The organism is Streptomyces sp. NPDC059785 (genome assembly GCF_042732375.1).
GTDB lineage: Bacteria > Actinomycetota > Actinomycetes > Streptomycetales > Streptomycetaceae > Streptomyces.
This window is the reverse complement of sequence record NZ_JBHWHV010000017.1, coordinates 1-15590: the sequence shown is the minus strand read 5'-3', so window position 1 is coordinate 15590 and position 15590 is coordinate 1. Positions and strand designations below refer to the sequence as shown.

The 15590-nt window shown below is 75.8% G+C and carries 10 protein-coding genes; 1 reads left to right on the top strand and 9 read right to left on the bottom strand.

Annotated elements, in window-relative coordinates; translation table 11 throughout:
* Positions 1-25 precede the first annotated feature (25 nt).
* Positions 26-844 carry an aminoglycoside N(3)-acetyltransferase gene (locus tag ACFV6E_RS15565; RefSeq protein ID WP_385462011.1) on the bottom strand — a complete coding sequence of 273 codons (819 nt, stop codon included), beginning with the start codon at positions 842-844 and terminating at the stop codon, positions 26-28.
* Positions 845-1171: 327 nt separating this feature from the next.
* On the opposite strand from ACFV6E_RS15565, the gene ACFV6E_RS15560 reads away from it, so the two are divergent.
* The gene (locus ACFV6E_RS15560; RefSeq protein ID WP_385159163.1) at positions 1172-2026 is read left to right on the top strand and encodes a DUF4231 domain-containing protein; all 855 of its coding nucleotides are present in this window, start codon (positions 1172-1174) and stop codon (positions 2024-2026) included.
* A 91-nt stretch (positions 2027-2117) separates the two neighbouring features.
* Here ACFV6E_RS15560 and ACFV6E_RS15555 read toward each other — a convergent pair whose 3' ends face one another.
* The 8 genes from ACFV6E_RS15555 to ACFV6E_RS15520 form a co-directional block, all read right to left on the bottom strand.
* Positions 2118-2594 carry a hypothetical protein gene (locus ACFV6E_RS15555; RefSeq protein ID WP_385159162.1) on the bottom strand — a complete coding sequence of 159 codons (477 nt, stop codon included), beginning with the start codon at positions 2592-2594 and terminating at the stop codon, positions 2118-2120.
* Between the two features lie 116 nt (positions 2595-2710).
* A complete protein-coding gene (locus tag ACFV6E_RS15550) occupies positions 2711-3748 on the bottom strand; it encodes a rod shape-determining protein (protein ID WP_385159160.1) in 1038 nt (345 codons plus the stop codon).
* A 159-nt stretch (positions 3749-3907) separates the two neighbouring features.
* The gene (locus tag ACFV6E_RS15545; protein ID WP_385462008.1) at positions 3908-8752 is read right to left on the bottom strand and encodes an SAV_2336 N-terminal domain-related protein; all 4845 of its coding nucleotides are present in this window, start codon (positions 8750-8752) and stop codon (positions 3908-3910) included.
* Entirely contained in the window at positions 8752-9768 is a 1017-nt protein-coding gene (locus tag ACFV6E_RS15540; RefSeq protein ID WP_385159156.1) for an AAA family ATPase, read from the bottom strand. The genes ACFV6E_RS15545 and ACFV6E_RS15540 overlap by 1 nt, the downstream gene beginning before the upstream one ends.
* Positions 9769-9789: 21 nt before the next feature.
* Positions 9790-11529, bottom strand: coding sequence for a trypsin-like peptidase domain-containing protein (locus ACFV6E_RS15535; protein WP_385159154.1), 1740 nt, complete (start codon positions 11527-11529; stop codon positions 9790-9792).
* On the bottom strand, positions 11526-11873 hold the full coding sequence (locus tag ACFV6E_RS15530; protein ID WP_385159152.1) for a CU044_2847 family protein: 348 nt from the start codon (positions 11871-11873) through the stop codon (positions 11526-11528). Before ACFV6E_RS15530 ends, ACFV6E_RS15535 begins: the two co-directional genes overlap by 4 nt.
* 684 nt (positions 11874-12557) lie before the next feature.
* A complete protein-coding gene (locus tag ACFV6E_RS15525; RefSeq protein WP_385462005.1) occupies positions 12558-13904 on the bottom strand; it encodes a carboxyl transferase domain-containing protein in 1347 nt (448 codons plus the stop codon).
* On the bottom strand, positions 13897-15456 hold the full coding sequence (locus tag ACFV6E_RS15520) for an acyl-CoA synthetase (protein WP_385462002.1): 1560 nt from the start codon (positions 15454-15456) through the stop codon (positions 13897-13899). The genes ACFV6E_RS15525 and ACFV6E_RS15520 overlap by 8 nt, the downstream gene beginning before the upstream one ends.
* Between the last annotated feature and the right edge of the window lie 134 nt (positions 15457-15590).

Here is a 15590-nt window from a genome sequence, read left to right as displayed (position 1 = left end):
GGCGTGCCGTACATGATGCCGCCGGTCACCCTGTCGGCCCCGGCAGGGACGTCCGGTCCGGACGGGACGCGGAGAGCAGTTCGCGCGCCCGGTCGACCGTCTCGCGCAGTGGCAGCAGCCGTACCGGGCGGCCCGCCGCCGCACGCTCGGTGAACAGGGAGCGAGGCAGGCGCGCGCCGACGGTGCCGAAGTCGCCGTCGTGCAGCTCGATGTCCTGGTACGAGATCCACCGGCTCTTCGCCGTGCCGTCCGCCCGGGTGTCCTGCACCACGCAGCGGTACGTCCGCGGCGGCGGGGGCGGTGTCATCCGGTACTCGGCGAGGTGGAACGCGCTGCACACCTCGAAGCCGACCCGGAAGAGCAGGATCTGCGCGTCCGCCGCGTACAGCCGGGCCAGCGGGGAGCGCTCGCCGAGATGGCAGTGCGGGTCGTGGCCGTCCAGCAGCTCCCCGGCGCGCGGGCCGAGCGCGGCGAACGACGTCTGCGGGTGGACGCTGCGCACGGCGCCCGGCGAGACGCGCACCCGCTCGGCGAGCGCCCCCATGGACGGGCACGGAGTGGTCTCCGGCACGAAGGGCGGCATCGACGCCCGGAAGGCCGCGCGGTCCGGCCCCGACAGGCCCTGTACGTGGCGGCGGTACAAGGGCGAGGTGTCGGAGTTCTCCGGGGTGAAGGCCGGGACGACCAGGGTGCCCGCCGGGCCGAGCGCGTCGAGCAGCGCGTCCCGCACCGCACGCGCCCTGAGACCGGTGCCGCCCAGCGCCGCGTGCACCAGCAGCACGCCACCGCGCCGCACCCCCAACTCACGTAATAAAGACCGAAGTTGGCTCAGCTCCAGTGGCATCGTGGGCCCTCGCTCCCTCCGCGGGCCGACCAGTATGGCACCGGCCGGTATGAGTTCAAGGTGCTCAACCGCCAAGCGGACGGGCGGGTTTCGGCTATTTCCGTGAGTGTCGCGACAGCGCTTGCCCCTGGCATTGCCACTGGCAAGCGCGGCGACGCGGCGACGGGCGTCAACGGAGCGGTGAACCGGTTTTGCCGGGGTTCACTGGTGGTCGTCCGCGTTCGGCGCGACGATGGCCTGTCCACACCTTCACCTACCGGGGGGCCGGCCATGGGGGACGGGTTACAGACGCCGAGCACGACCTTCAGAGCCACTGATCTGCCGCCGTTGTTCCACGAGAGCGACCGCCGGGCGCTGACCCGCCAGAGCGAGTCGTTCTTCGCCGTCCGCGCCCAGCTCGTCGTCCTGCTGCTCGCCACCTTCTCGGCCACCCTGGCCGAACGCGTGGACAGCCACGCCGCCGCCGGGGTCGCCGCCGCGCTCTACGCGCTCACCGTCTACATCGGCCTGCACGCCTCCCGGCGGCGCGCGCGGGCGCACTGGCAGGCGCACCGGGCCGTCGCCGAGACCGTGAAGTCACTGGCCTGGCAGTACATGGTGCACGGGGGCCCGTTCCGCAGCGGGCTCGCCGACGCCGAGGGGCTGTTCGCGGAACGCCTCGCGGACCGGCTGCGGGAGCTGCGCAAGGTCGGCTGGGAGGACGACCGGCCCGAGGTGGACACCGGCACCGGACAGATCACCCCGGCCATGCGCGCGGTCCGCGCCAAGCCCTTCGAGGTGCGCCGGGACATCTACCTGCGCGACCGGGTCCTCGAACAGCTCGTCTGGTACGGGGCCAAGGCGTCCCAGGCGCGCCGGGCCGCCGCGCGCTGGTCCACCGTCACCGCCCTGCTGACCCTGCTCGCACTGCTCGCCGCCGTGCTGCGGGCGATGGGCGCGCTGGGCGGCTGGGACCTCACCGGCGTGCTCAGCGCCTCCGCCGCGGCCGGCGTGGCCTGGCAGGAGATGCGCCGCCACCGCCCGCTGACGTACGCGCACTCACTGATCGAGCAGGACCTCGACACCGCGCGCATCGGCATGGGCACGACGCTCACCGAGGACGGCTGGGCCGACGCGGTGGCCGACGCCGAACGCCTGGTCAGCCCCCAGCACACGGACTGGCTCGTACGCTTCGGCAGCTAGGCGCCGGGACGGGCTGGTGCGCTTGGCCAGTCAGGCGCCCGGACGGGCCCGTGCGCTTCGGCAGCCGGGGGTCCCGGACCGGCGCGGGTGGTCAGCGGCGGATCGCGCCCGGGCGCCACAGCACCCGCACGGGCACGCCGGTGCGCCGCGCGTACGCCACGATGTCGCCCGTGCCGCCCAGACCCCGGGCCGGACAGCCGTCCCACACGGCCACCAGCCGGTCGGCGTGGTCCACGATCCAGCGGCCCGCCGCGTAGTACGCCTCGTCGTGCGTCGGTTCCAGCGGCAGTTCGACGCGGGAGGAGGCCGACTTCAGCAGCCGCCGGTAGGCGGCCCGCACCTCGTCGCCGCCTATGTGGGCCTCGTAGTCCATGCCGGGGATCACCGCGGTGAGCGGGACGCCGCAGTCCAGGGCCAGCTCCGCGAAGAGCTGGTCGGCGCCGGCCGCCAGGCTGCTCAGCGCCTCCAGGGCCTGCCCGGTGCGAAGTTCCGCTTCCATTCGCGAGCGGACGGACGGCAGTACGGCGGCGGGGATCTCACGGTGCCCGGTGACGCCGATCCTGGTCACGAGAACCACCTTCGCAGTCGGGGCGATCCCTTCACAGTAGCGTCGGGGGCACCGGTGGGCGACGGCCGTTCACGGCACGTTCCGGCCGCTCACAGGGGTGAGCGCCGGTACAAGGGTCAGTCGGACGTCGGGTTCAGGGCCAGCGGTTCGATCCGGCCCTCCATCATGTGGCCGAGACCCTGCACCGCGCACACGTCGGGCCGCTCCGCGATGTGCACCGGCATGCCGGTCGCCTGCCGCAGCATCTGGTCCAGGCCCGGCAGCAGCGCGCTCCCGCCGACCAGCATGATCCCGCGGTCGGCGAGATCGGCCACCAGGTCCGGCGGGCAGGCGCGCAGCACCCTGCCGATCCCGTCGAGCACGGCCGTCAGCGGCGTGTGGATGGCGTCGCGCACGGCGGCCGTGTCCACCCGCACGGTACGGGCGAGACCGGTGGCGACATCCCGGCCGTGGATCTCCGTGAGGGCGGGGCCCTGCGTGGTCAGGCCGTTGCCGGACAGGGCGAGCTGGAGCGGCCGTACGGACTGGCTGGGCAGCATCAGCTCGTGCTGGTGGCGCAGGTGCTGCACGATCGCGTTGTCGACCGCCTCGCCGCCCACCGGGATGCGCTGCGCGGTGACGATCGAGCCCAGCGACAACACCGCGACCTGGGTGGCGGCGGCACCGCACACCATGACCATGGTCGCCTCCGGCTGCTCGACCGGCAGCCCGCAGCCCACGGCGGCGGCGAGCAGGGTGTCGACCAGCTCCACCCGCCGCGCCCCGAGGCCGACCAGCGTCTCGATCGCCGCGCGCCGGGCCAGCGGGTCCGCGCCGTGCGGGGTGCAGGCGGCGGCCCGCAGCCGCGGCTTGCGGCGCAGCGTGCGGCGGACCTTGTCACCGAGGAGCTGGCGCAGCATGCGCTGGGCCATCTCGATGTCGACGACCGTGCCGCCGGAGACCGGCCGGACGACCCGGATGTAGTCGGGCGTACGGCCCTTCATCTTCTCGGCGAACTCGCCCACCGCGATCAGGGCGCCGGTCCTGGTGTTGATCGCGGCGGCGCTCGGCTGGTCGACGACCAGTCCGGAGCCCTTCACGTAGACCCGGGTCCGCGCCGCCCCCAGATCGACGGCGAAGTGACAGCGGCGGAGCTGTTCCAGACTGCCGGTCATGGCGGTTCCTCCCGAGAGCACGGACCGTGAGGCACACCGGCCGGCGGGCCTCTTAGGCATCGTGCGACGGCTGACGGGGTGTCGCATACCGGGGTGGTCCGGGCGAGGCGCGGCCGAACGGGCGGTATTCGGACAAGGCGAGGCGGGACGGACGGGACGTCAGGTCGGCAGGGCGTTCACGGCGTCCACCAGGGACATCAGGGAACGGACCGTCACGGTGCAGCCGGCGCCGCGCAGGTGGTCCGCGTCGGCGAGGGTATCCGCGTACCCGATGAAGGGCAGGTCGAGGGCCTGGGCTGCGCCCAGCTCGGCGGCCGAGGAACCGATCACGACGGCATTGCCGGACGGCGTGTCCAGGGACGCGAGGGCCCGGCGGAGGCAGTCGGGGTCGGGCATCAGCGAGGCGGGGTCCTCGCTCCGGGCGTGGACGTGGATGCCCAGGGCTCCCGACAGCGTGTGCCGGTTCAGGTGCCGGTGCACGGCGCCTTCTGACACGTCCGTGACCACCCGGTGGCAGCGGTGCAGGCGCGACGCCTGGAGGGCGGCGACGAGTGAGGTGGCGTAGCGGGTCTGCCGGCTGCGGGCCGCGGCCTGGAGCTCCAACTGGTCGAGCCGGTTCCGCAGCGGCGGCCCGAGCCGCCGGTCGTGGGCGAAGGCGCGGAGAACGTCGAGCGGGTGGACGGCGGCGTGCGCGGTGCCGGCCGTCCCGGCGAGGGGGCGTCCCGTCAGCGCGTCCTCGGGGTCGCGCTCCTCGACCACCAACGCGAGCAGCTCGCCGGCCGCCCGGCGTGCGGCCGTGTGGGAGAAGAGCTTGGCCAGCGGTCCGTCGAAGCCGAGGAGCACCGCGTCGGCATCGTGCAGCAGGCCTCGCAGCGTCGGGTCGGCGCCGCTCCACAGGTCGGAGCCCGACTTCCGCCGCCGGTCGGCGTCCGGGGCCGCCGGTCCCACCAAGCACGTCACGGACAACCCCGGCACCGGCCACCGGCGCAGACCGGTGCGGACGGCCTCCACCGCGGCGCCCGCACGTTGCAGCGGGTGGCGGCGGGTGATGCGGGACGCCTCCTCGGTGAAGTGATCGAGCAGCAGCCGGGAGACGTTCTCGCTCTCACCGCGCACGAAGGCGGCCGGGTCGTCGACGCGCCAGGACAGTTCGACCGAGGCGGCAAAGGTGCCGCTGCCCGAGCTGGGCAGCGACACCTCGTGCTCGGCCCGATGGGTGGTCAGGTCGACCTCGTAGTACGTGAAGGTACGGTCCGGACGCCTCCCCCGCGGCTCGGCCGGGTTGTACGGGGCCAGGGTGCCGTCCGGGTGGACCCGCACGACCGCGGTACGGCTCTGGTCGACCCGCCCGAGCCGGCCGAGGTCGGTCGTCGTGAACGGGCCGCGTACCAGGTCCCGGGTCACGGCCGGCGGGCGCGCGGGGCGCAAGGGCAGCGAGCGGTACCAGGCGGCGGGCGGTGCGGCCGGTGCGCCGGGGCGCAGCGGGCGGAAGGCTTCGGCGTCCGCGCCGGCCGGCCCGGTCACGAACTCCTCGTAGAGCGCCGGGGAGAGCACCACCATGACGTCGGACTCCTGGACCTCCGGTCCGGTGAGGGCCGCGAGCGCGGCGGGCCGGTCGGCGGGCGCGAACCACGGGTGGTGCCAGAACGTCACCGTGACCCGTGGCGGGTCCTCCGGCGCGGCCAGCAGTCCGGGCAGCACGCGCAGCACGGCGGCCAGTACGGGCAGCACGTCGGCGTCGGGTTCGGTGAGTACGGCGTAGCCGTTGTCGCGGGCCAGCACCTCGTACTGCTCGGCGGGCAGGTCGCCGTCGGCCAGCAGTTGGGTGACCGCGCGGCCGAGAACGTCCCGGGGCCGCGGATTCTCGGACGGCTCCACCTCGAAGACGATCGTGGGCCGCGGCCGTTCCGGCGCGGCGCGCAGCTCGCGGTACAGCTCCTGGAAGGTGGTGTCGAGCGGTTCCTGCGACTGCTGCTGCCAGTGGTCCTCGTACGCCTCGTACGCCTCGATGGCCTCCGTGACGCGGCCCTGGTCGCGCAGGGCCAGGATGTGCAGCCGGCGGAAGTCCTGGTGCTCGGGGTGCTCCGCGACGAGCGCTCGCAGGTCGGCCTCGGCGTGCTCGGACCTGCCCAGCTCCAGGTCGAGTTCGGCGCGGGTGGCGCAGAGGGTGAGACGCAGGGCTTGCAGCCGGGTGCGGGTCGCCCTGGCGGCGGGGCCCGGGACGCCGTCCAAGGGAGTGCCGCGGAAGAGGTGCAGGGCCCGTTCGACCAGGGCGAGCTGAACGCCGGCGTCCGCGCCGGGGTCGCGGCGGGCGAGCAGTTCCTCGCAGTGCAGTACGTCGGTCCGGGCGTCGGGCACGTGCAGGGCGTAGCCGTCCGCGAGGGCGGCCAGGGTGCCGGGGCCGAGGTGCGGGGCTAGTTCGGTGGCCAGGTCGTGCATGCGGTCGGTCGTCTGCTGGTCCGCGGTCACCCGGCCCCACAGGCCCTGGGTGATCTCACCGAAGGTGGCGGACCGTCCCTGGCGCAGGAGCAGCAGGCACAGCAGTGCTTGCGCCTCGGGCGAGAACGGACCGGCCATCGGCACGCCGTGGCGGTGCACCCGCAGCGGTCCGAGCAGGTCGAAGCGGAACTCGTCGGTGTCGGGGGGCGTGGCGAGGACACCGGCCGCGTACTCGGCGGCCCCGGGCAGGTCCCCTCCCGCGATCAAGGGAAGGAGCTGTGTGTGTTCCGCGGGGAAGGACACGTTCGCGGCCAGCTGCTGAAGCAGGCCGTTGAACCGGGCGACGTCCCAGGCCGGCTTCATGTACACGTCCGTCTCGCCCAGCTCGAACCGGCTGAACACCACGGAGCCGTCCGGCCGCAGCAGCACCCCCTTGCCCCCCGTCTGCCCGCGCACCACGCCGCGCGCGTGCAGCGCCGCGAGGCCCGCCGCTCCCTGGGCCACGAGCCGGGCGAACTGCCGGAAGGGCAGGCCGGGCCCGCTGCCCTGTTTCAGCTCGGTGAGGGTGACGCCCTCAAGGAACTCCGTGACGAGGTACGGGGTCAGGTCCTCCACGCCGTGGTCGAGCACGGGCACCAGGGAGGAGACGTCCCGCAGTTCGGCCAGTTCCCGGGCCTGGGCCAGGAACCGCGCGGCGGCGCCCGCGGACTGCCGCGGATACAGGTGGACGACCACCTTGCGGCCGGTCTCCTGATCCACCGCCTCCCACAGCCGGTTGCCCGGCCTGCGCCGCCCGGCCAGCATGTAGCGTCCGCCGACCAGATCCCCGGCCGGTTCCCCGTCCCGTACCCCGGCCGGTTCCCCGTCCCGTACCCCGGCCGGCTTCCCGTCCGGCTCCGGGCCGACCCCGGCGGCGTACGGCGGGCCCCCGCCCAGCCGCCGTACGCTCACCTCCCGTACCGCCGCGATCGGTTCGCCGGCGGCCGTGGCCTCGCCGGGGCCCGGGGCCACCACCTCGAAGTCGCCCGCCCTCAGGCCGGCGTGGGCGTCGATGACCTGGCCGGCGCGGGCGAGGAGTTCCGTCGTGCGGGAGCGGGCCGTGCGGGGCAGGGTGCGCAGCAGCACCTCGCGCACCCCGGGCCGGAAGACGTACGAGCCCGGCGGTCCCGGGGCCGTGGCCAGGATGCCGCTGAGGACGACCTCGGCGAGGTGCTGCGGGCGCGGGTCCCGCTCGACGGCCGCCTGCACCAGCCGCATCACCGGCAGCTCGGGGCGGCCGACCGCCAGGTGTCCGGCCAGCCGGAAGGCCTCCGGCGAGGCGATGGAGCGGAAGCGCAGGACCAGTTCCTCCGGCGACAGGCGGGCCACGTCGCCGCGGCCCTCGGCGTCGAGCGGTGCGGGCGGCGGCGCGGCGCCCACCAGGCCGACGCAGCCGGGGATCCGGCCCTCGGGCCCGCCCGCGACGAGGTCCGCCCAGTGCGCCAGCCAGGGCGCCGCCGCCTCCAGGACCGGCAGCGGGAGCACCCCGTCCGCGAGGCCGTCCGCCAGGTCCTCGGTGACGGACGAGTCCACCGTGTACGCCGCGTTGGGCGCCGCCCGCCACGGCGCCGCGAGCCGGGCCGTCGCGGTGGGCAGCGCCGTCGTCCGCCACAGCCGTTCCGGCAGCGGCTGGATCACCGCCACGGGCATGGTCGCCGCCCAGCGGCGCAGGGTCCGGTACCAGCGGGCGCCCGCGGGACCCGCCCGCCACTGCGGGCCCATGCAGTCGCTGATCAGCAGGGTGACGCCGCGCCCGTCGGCGTACGGCTGCCGTCCGGCGTCCTGCCCGACCCGGCCCCCGGCGGACAGCCGGTGCGTCTCCACGGTGCGGAAGATGCCGGACTGGGCCAGGGAGACGCCGAGTTCGCGGACCAGTGGGCGCCAGACGGGCATGGTCGGGCCGGCGTCGTGCACCAGGTGCAGGGTCAGCCAGCGTTCGGTGGCCGGGCGCAGGACGGGCAGCCACCAGCGGGGCGCCGCGCCGAGCCGGGCGATGCGGTGGGCGGTCGCCTCCTCGTCCAGCTCCCGGCCGACGGGGGCCGGGACCCGGCGCTTGAGGGGCCGCAGGGCGCGTTGCAGGGACAGCGGGTGGGCGAGCATCGGGGGAGCGGGGGCGAGCAGCGAGGCCCCGCCGCCGCGCCGACCGGCCGTGTCCGCACCGTCCGGGGTGTCCGGCTCCGGCCGCTCCGGCAGGTGCAGGGGGACCCGCTGGTCGTCGGGCGGCGGCGGAGGCGGCCGGTCCGGGTCCGCGTCCGGCCCCGGCGGCATGGTCCGCGCGGGCGTGGCGGGCGGCGGGTCACGGCCGTCGGACGGGTCCGGCACCGAGTCCGGAGCCGGGGCCGGTACGGAGTCCGGGTCCGGGGCCGCGTCCGGTCCCGGCGCACCGGCCGGGCCCGCCAAGTGCTGTGCCAGCCACAGCACTTCCGCCAGTTCCACGCTCGTCGGCCGGGCCCCGCCGCTCGCCTCGGCCAGCAGCCGGGCGAGCCGGGCCACCTCCGTCGGCCGGGTGCCGTGGTCGGCAGGCATCAGAAGGCGTCCGGGTCGTCGCGGGTGCGGCTCAGGTGCGGCATGAGCTGGGCGGCGAGCTCGTCGCGCGAGTCCGCGTCGATGCCCGCCGCGCCGGTCAGGTAGATGGCGTTCAGGAGCTGATCGGTGGCGAGCTCGCCCTGCCGGCCGCGGGCCACGAAGCGCCGGATGAGCTCACGGGCGTACGCGTCCGGCTCGCCCAGGTGGGCGCGGACGATGTCCTCCAGGTGGGAGTCGCGCGGCTGGCGCAGTTCGAGCCGGACGCAGCGGCGCAGGAACGCGGCCGGGAACTCGCGCTCCCCGTTGCTGGTCAGGACGGTGAAGGGGAACGCGCGGCAGCGTACCCGGCCGCGCTCCACGGTCACCCGGTCGTCCGTGCCGTCGACCATCACCTCCGCCTCGGGGGTGTGCCGGGCGGCGCGCACCAGCTCCGGGATCTCGTACTGGCCCTCCTCCAGGACGTTCAGCAGGTCGTTCGGCAGGTCCAGGTCGCTCTTGTCGATCTCGTCGATGAGCAGCGCGCGCGGCCGGCCGTAGGGGAGCAGGGCGGTGCCGAGCGGGCCGAGGCGCAGGTGGTCCTGGAGCCCGCCGTCCGGCGGCAGGTCGCGGGCGGCGGCCCGGCCCGCGGCGTACAGCCGGGACAGCGGGTCGTACTGGTAGAGGCCGTCGTGCAGGGTGGCGCGGCTGGTGATGTTCCAGCGCAGTACGGGCCCGAGGCCCAGCTCCCGGGCGACCGCGTACGCCAGGCTCGACTTGCCGCTGCCCGGCGGGCCCGTCACCAGCAGCGGGCGGCGCAGGCAGAGCGCGGCGTTGACGAGCTGCACCGCCTCGTCGGTGGCGCGGTAGGTGCGGGCGCGGTGCCTGCGGTCCGGGGAGGTGGCCGAGGTGTCGCCCTCCTCGGCGGGGGTGGGCAGCACCGGGCCGCCGTCGAAGGCGCGCCAGGGCGGCGGCGCGGGCAGCCGGTCGACGCCGTCGTGCGGCTCACTGGTGCCGGTGTAGACGGGCCACAGGGACATGGGGACGCTCTCCTCGGATGGTCAGCCGACGGGCGAGTGCTGGTAGCCGACGGGTTCCGGCAGGTATCGGGGGTCCTCCCAGAGCAGCGCCAGGTCGTGGGCCCATTGCCGCTCGGGGTCCGCGGAGGCGTACGCGGACTCCCGCAGCTCGTGCACGCGCTGCGGCAGTTCGGACGGCGGCAGCTCCGCGAGGTGTTCGGCGAGACGGTCCAGGAAGCGCGTACCGCGGCAGTCGTCGTGCGAGGGGCCGCCCTTGCAGCCCCGGTGCGGCCAGACCAGTACGGGCACGGCGGCGTTCAGCCCGGCCCGGAACAGCTCCCGGGTGCCGCTGGCCCGCGGCGGCGCCCCGAAGCCGACCACGTCGGCGCCGCGCCGCAGCCCCACGGTCAGCTGCACCGGGTCCTGCCCGGTGGCGCCGCAGTCGATACGGTGCAGCCGCGCCGTCGTCCGGCCGTCCAGGTGCTGCCACTTGCGGATCAGCTTGTGCTGGAGGGCGCCGCTGCGCCGCCGCTCCAGGTCGAGCACGACGACCGGGGCGAAGCAGCCGAGCGGGCTGTCGTCGTCGGCGCTGCGCTGCCAGTGCGCGACGCCCGTGTTCAGCCAGCGCCGGGGCAGCACGAAGGCGATCAGCTCGCGGGCGTCCGGGTCGAGTTCGCGGTACGCCTCGTCGATCCGCTCCAGGGCGTAGCCGCGCACCCCGTTGCCGGGCAGGGTGCGGGAGCCGATCACGCGGCGGTGCCGGCCGTCGTAGACGGACACCTCCACCACGAAGCGGTCGTCGCCCGAGCCGCTGGGCGCGATCTCCACGAGGATCGGCGACCAGGCGGGCGGTGCGGCCCGGCGGCGCGCCGCGGCCTGCGGGCCGCGGTGGGCGTGCGGCCAGGAGCGCAGGGCGGCCCGCGCGGGCGCGTCCTCGGTGAAGTCGGCGAGCCGCGCGGCGAACCGCGCCACGGCCGCGGTGTCGGGCACCTCGGACAGCAGGAACCAGGCCGCGTCCCACAGCGAGCGGAAACCCCGCGGCGGCAGCGCGGGGGCGAGGCGGCCGACCGCGTCCCGGTAGAGCCGCTCGGGACCGCACTCGGGGCCGCCCTGCCGGGACACCGTCTCGATCAGCCGCCGCAGCCGCTCCTTGTCCTCGCGGCCGTACTCGGGGGTCGGGATCAGCTCGCCCAGGCGCGGCCAGTAGCGGGCCATGACGTGGGCGGGCAGCATGCGGCCGTTGCGGATGCCGGGGTCCCGGGCGGCGGCGGAGACCATGCCCACCACCCGCCCGCTGTCCGCCAGTGTCACGGCCGCGCCGCTGAACCCGGGCGCCAGCGGCTGGCCGTGCGCGGCCCACGCCTCCAGCTGCACCCACTCGCCCGCGATGAGCTGGTCGGTCGTCGCCCGGTACTCGGCGAGGGTGCCCTCGTCGTACCGCTTGGGGAAGCCGTACGCGAGCAGCCGGCGCGGCGGGCTGCCGTAGGCGTCGGACGGGGCGGCGAACTCGGCGGGCTTCACGTGCACGGCGCGGTCGAGCTCCAGGACCGCGAGGTCGCCGGGGTCGACCGCGCGCCCGGCCCAGCCGCCCTGCCGCACCACGCGGGCCGGGATCCGCTCGGGGCGGTCGGCGAAGGCGTGCGCGAAGGTCACGGCGACCGTGTCCGGGTCGCCGTGCGCCACCACGTGGGCGCAGGTCAGCACATGCCGGTCGGTGACCAGGAAACCGGCGCCCACCTCGCGGCCGCAGTCGATACGGACGTGCCAGGAGGCGCTGGTCATGAGGTGGTCGCGGACTCCCGGGCGTCGGTGGGTCCGGGTGCCCAGGAGAGCTTGACGACGAGATGGCCCTCGACGGTGCTGCGCGCGATCAGCGCGCCGGCCTCCGCGCTGAGCTTGACCCCGAACTCGATCTCCACCGCGTCCGGTTTCAGCGAACCGTCCCGGAAGACCCGCAGCGCGGACTCGGCGGCGGCGCGCACCGGGTCGAGGGCGCCCTCGAAGGTGCGGGTCGCCCGGACCGTGCCGTCGTCGCGGGCGACGAGCCGGGAGCCGGCCCCGTCGTCGGCGGCCTCGACCGCGATCACCGCGCCGTCGTCCGTTTCGAACTCGACCAGGCCGTCCATCGTCTCCCCGTTCCCCCGTACTGCCCTGCCGCGGTCGTCCGAGCCCTCCCATTGTCGGCGACGGGCCCGATAGTTGTCCTGCTTTCCGGCGTCCGCACCGAACCGTCCCTGGCGGGAAGCCGCCGGGGCAGCTATCCGCCACGTCCGGGCAACTCCTCGGCCCCTCAGGGCCCCTGACACTGCTCGCAGCACCGGGCACGACAGCACTCGACCGCAGTACCTGACGAAAAGGGACATGGATGAGCACAGGAGCAGTCGGACGCGGAGCGGCCCTGGCGGCGGCCGGGCTGGTGGCCCTGTCGCTGCCGCCGTCCGGGCGGGCGGTCGCGCAGGGCGGCGGCCAGGACCCGGCGCGCACGGCGGCCACCGCCACCACTGCCGCTGTCACCGCCCGCACCGTCACCCCCGTCACCGGCGACAAAGGGACCGTGACCGACCTCGCGGGCGGCCGGACCAGTGGCATCGTCGAGCGGCCCGCCGGCGCCACCGGGGCCGTCCGCCGGTCCGGCGGCGCGCTCATCGAGGGGCGGAACAGGCCGCGGCTGGTACGACGACGAAGAGACCCGGCGGTCCGTGCGGCTGACCGGCGGGGACGGCGAGGCGTCCCGGACGGGGACGCTGGACGCACCGCGCGGTGCACCGTCTGTCTGATCCCGTGTCTGATTCCGTCGGGCGTGCGCCCCGTCAGGTGCCCGCCGCGCCGACCACGCCCCGGATCACGCCCAGCTCCGCCAGATCCTGCGGCCGGATGCGGAGCTGGGCCGCTGTCTCCGCCACCGCCTCCGGCGGCCGTTTGAGGATCGCCGCGGCCAGTTCGGGCGCGATGACGGAGAAGTAACTGTCCGGCGCGGCCCAGGTGTTGTCGGGCGCGGCGAGCGCCAGGGCGCCGCCCGAGCCGCCCTCGCCGATCACCAGCGTGGTGACCGGCGTCTTCGCGGCGGCCACCGCCGCGAACAGGTCGGCGATCGCGGGCCCCGCGCCCTGCCGCTCCGCCTCCGCGTCGTTGGCCGCCCCCGGGGTGTCCACCAGCGTCAGGACCGGGATGCCGAGCCGGTCGGCGAGCCGGACGAGCCGCGCGGCCGTGCGGTAACCGGCGGGCCGGGTCGCCGTCCCGCACTGGGCCGCGTACGCGACGGTCCGCCCGTCGTGCGCGCGCCCGAACCCGCACAGCATCCCGTCGTCCATCCCGCCGCACCGGTCACCGAAGAGCGCCGCGCGGTGCGTGAAGTACGCGTCCAGGTACGCGTGCGCCCGCGGCCGGCCGGGCGCGCGGGCCCGCCGGACCGCGTCCTCGCCGGTGGCGGGCAGATCGCGGGCGCCGAGCGCGGACGGCGGCGGTACGGGCCGCGCGGACGGCCGGGTGAGCAGCGACAGGTACAGGGCCAGCGTCCCGGGCAGCTCCGCGGGCGGTACGACGGCGTCCACCGCGCCCGCCGCGAGCTGCGCCTCGGCCGTGTACGCCGCCGGGTCCGCGTCCGGCGGGCGCACCCGGGAGCCCGCGAAGCCCACCTGGACGCCCGGCAGCGCCAGCGTCACGTCGGCGCCCGCGCCCAGCGTCGCCCAGCCGCCGCCCGTCGTCGGGTCCCGCAGGACGGCGAGCTGCAAAAGGCCCGCATCCCGGGTGAGTCCCGACTGCCGGGCCACCCGCTGGAGCTGGGTGAGCGCGAGCATGCCCTCCTGCATCCGGCTGCCGCCGGTCGCGACCAGGGTGACGACCGGCAGGCGGTGCGCGCGGGCGTAGGTGTGCGCCGCCCGGAGCCGGTCGCCGGTGCGTTCGCCGAGCGAGCCGCCGAGGAAGCCGAACTCGAAGGAGACGAGGACGGCCTCCGTGCCGCCGACGGACGCGTGCCCGCAGACGACGGACTCCGTCTCGCCGGTGCGCCCGGCGGCGCGGGCGCGCGAGGCGTCGTACCCCTGCCAGCCGAGCGGACCGTCGGGGCCCGACTCACGCTCGGGGGAGGTGATTTCCTCGAAGCCGGCGCCCCCGGTGAGCCGGGCGAGGGCCGCGCGGGCCGAGAGCCGGTCAGCCATGCCCCAGCGCCCGCTTCATGATCTTCCCCATGTCGTTGCGCGGCAGCTCCCCGAGGAAGCGCACGGTACGGGGCCGCTTGTGCGGGGCGAGCCGGCCGGCCACGTGGTCGGCCAGCTCGGCGCCGAGGCCGGGGCGTTCCTCCCCCTCCGGCACCACCCAGGCCACGATCCGCTCGCCCAGGTCGGCGTCCGGCTCGCCGGTGACCGCGGCCTCCCGCACCGCCGGATGCTCAAGCAGCGCGTTCTCGATCTCCCCGGCGCCGATCTTGTAACCGCCGCTCTTGATCAGGTCGGTGGCCTTGCGGCCGACGATGCGGACGTAGCCGTCGGGGTCCCGCACCGCCATGTCGCCGGTACGGAACCAGCCGTCCTCCGTGAACGCGGCGGCGGTCGCGTCGGGCCGGTTCAGATACCCGGTGAACAGGTTGGGCCCCCGCACCTGGATCTCGCCGACGTGTTCCGGGCCGTGCGCCCCGGTGAGCCCGCCGCCGTCCTCCTCGGCGTAGCCGCCGATGACCGTGCCGTCCTCCTCGACCAGCCGGACCCCGACGCCCGGCAGCGGCAGCCCCACGGTCCCGGCGCGCGGCTCGCCGTCCACCCGGACGCTCGTGATCATCAGGGTCTCCGTCATCCCGTACCGCTCGACGACCCGCTGCCCGGTGGCGGCCGTGATCCGCTCGTGGTCGTGCACGGGCAGGGCGGCCGAACCGGACACCAGGAGCCGGGCCCGGCCGAGCGCGTCGGCGAGGGCGGGGTCGCCGGGCAGCGCCTGAGCGATCCGGTGGTACATCGTCGGCACCCCGAACAGCATGGTCGCGCCGGACCGCAGCTCGCGGGCCACGCCCTCGGCGGAGAACCGGCCCAGATGCCGCACGGTGCCGCCGCGGCGCAGCGGTCCGAGGACGCCCAGGATCAGCCCGTGGACGTGGAACAGCGGCAGCCCGTGCACGAGCACGTCGTCGCCCGTCCAGCGCCAGGCCCCGGCCAGCGCGTCCAGGGTCGAGGCGATCGCGCGCCGGGGGACGACGGCGCCCTTGGGCGGCCCGGTGGTCCCGGAGGTGTAGACGATCAGGGCGGGGGCGTCCGGGTCCTCCGGCGCGGGCGGCAGGGCGCCGTCCCCTCGTGCGTCGACGTCTACGTCGATCCGGGCCAGCGTGCCGAGAACGGCCGGAAGTCGATCGTCCGGGGCGGCCAGCACCACGGAGGGCGCGCTGTCGGTCAGGATGTGCCCCAGTTCGCCGTCGCCCGACTTGGGGTTGAGCGGCACGGCGGGCACCCCCGCCAGCAGGGCGGCCACGACGGCGACGGCGGTCTCCAGGGTCGGGGTCGCCCAGACGGCGACCCGCCCCGCGGCACGGACCGACGGGGCCAGGGCCCCGGCCGCGGCGGCGAGTTCGGGGTACGTCAGACGGCGGTCGCCGAAACTCAGCGCGGTCCGCGGGGCGGCGGCCGGGCCGTCACCCGCCGGGGCCGGGCCGTCACCCGCCGGGGCGGGACCATCGCCCGCCAGGGCCGGGCTGTCACCTGTCAGGGCCGGGAAGAGGGACGACACGCGGCGTACTCCTTGTTCGCAGGGCTGTGGGCGGGGCCGGTGGACGGAGGCTGCGGGCAGCGACCGTCCACGGAGACCGCTCGCAGTGAGAGCCTGTGTCTAAACCCCGGCCAGGCGTCGCGCGCCCGGCCGGG

Coding starts and splice junctions, on each gene's coding strand:
- ACFV6E_RS15565 (WP_385462011.1), bottom strand. CDS start 844: ATGCCACTGGAGCTGAGCCAACTTCGGTCTTTATTACGTGAGTTGGGG.
- ACFV6E_RS15550 (WP_385159160.1), bottom strand. CDS start 3,748: ATGACCGGCAGTCTGGAACAGCTCCGCCGCTGTCACTTCGCCGTCGAT.
- ACFV6E_RS15545 (WP_385462008.1), bottom strand. CDS start 8,752: ATGCCTGCCGACCACGGCACCCGGCCGACGGAGGTGGCCCGGCTCGCC.
- ACFV6E_RS15540 (WP_385159156.1), bottom strand. CDS start 9,768: ATGTCCCTGTGGCCCGTCTACACCGGCACCAGTGAGCCGCACGACGGC.
- ACFV6E_RS15535 (WP_385159154.1), bottom strand. CDS start 11,529: ATGACCAGCGCCTCCTGGCACGTCCGTATCGACTGCGGCCGCGAGGTG.
- ACFV6E_RS15530 (WP_385159152.1), bottom strand. CDS start 11,873: ATGGACGGCCTGGTCGAGTTCGAAACGGACGACGGCGCGGTGATCGCG.
- ACFV6E_RS15525 (WP_385462005.1), bottom strand. CDS start 13,904: ATGGCTGACCGGCTCTCGGCCCGCGCGGCCCTCGCCCGGCTCACCGGG.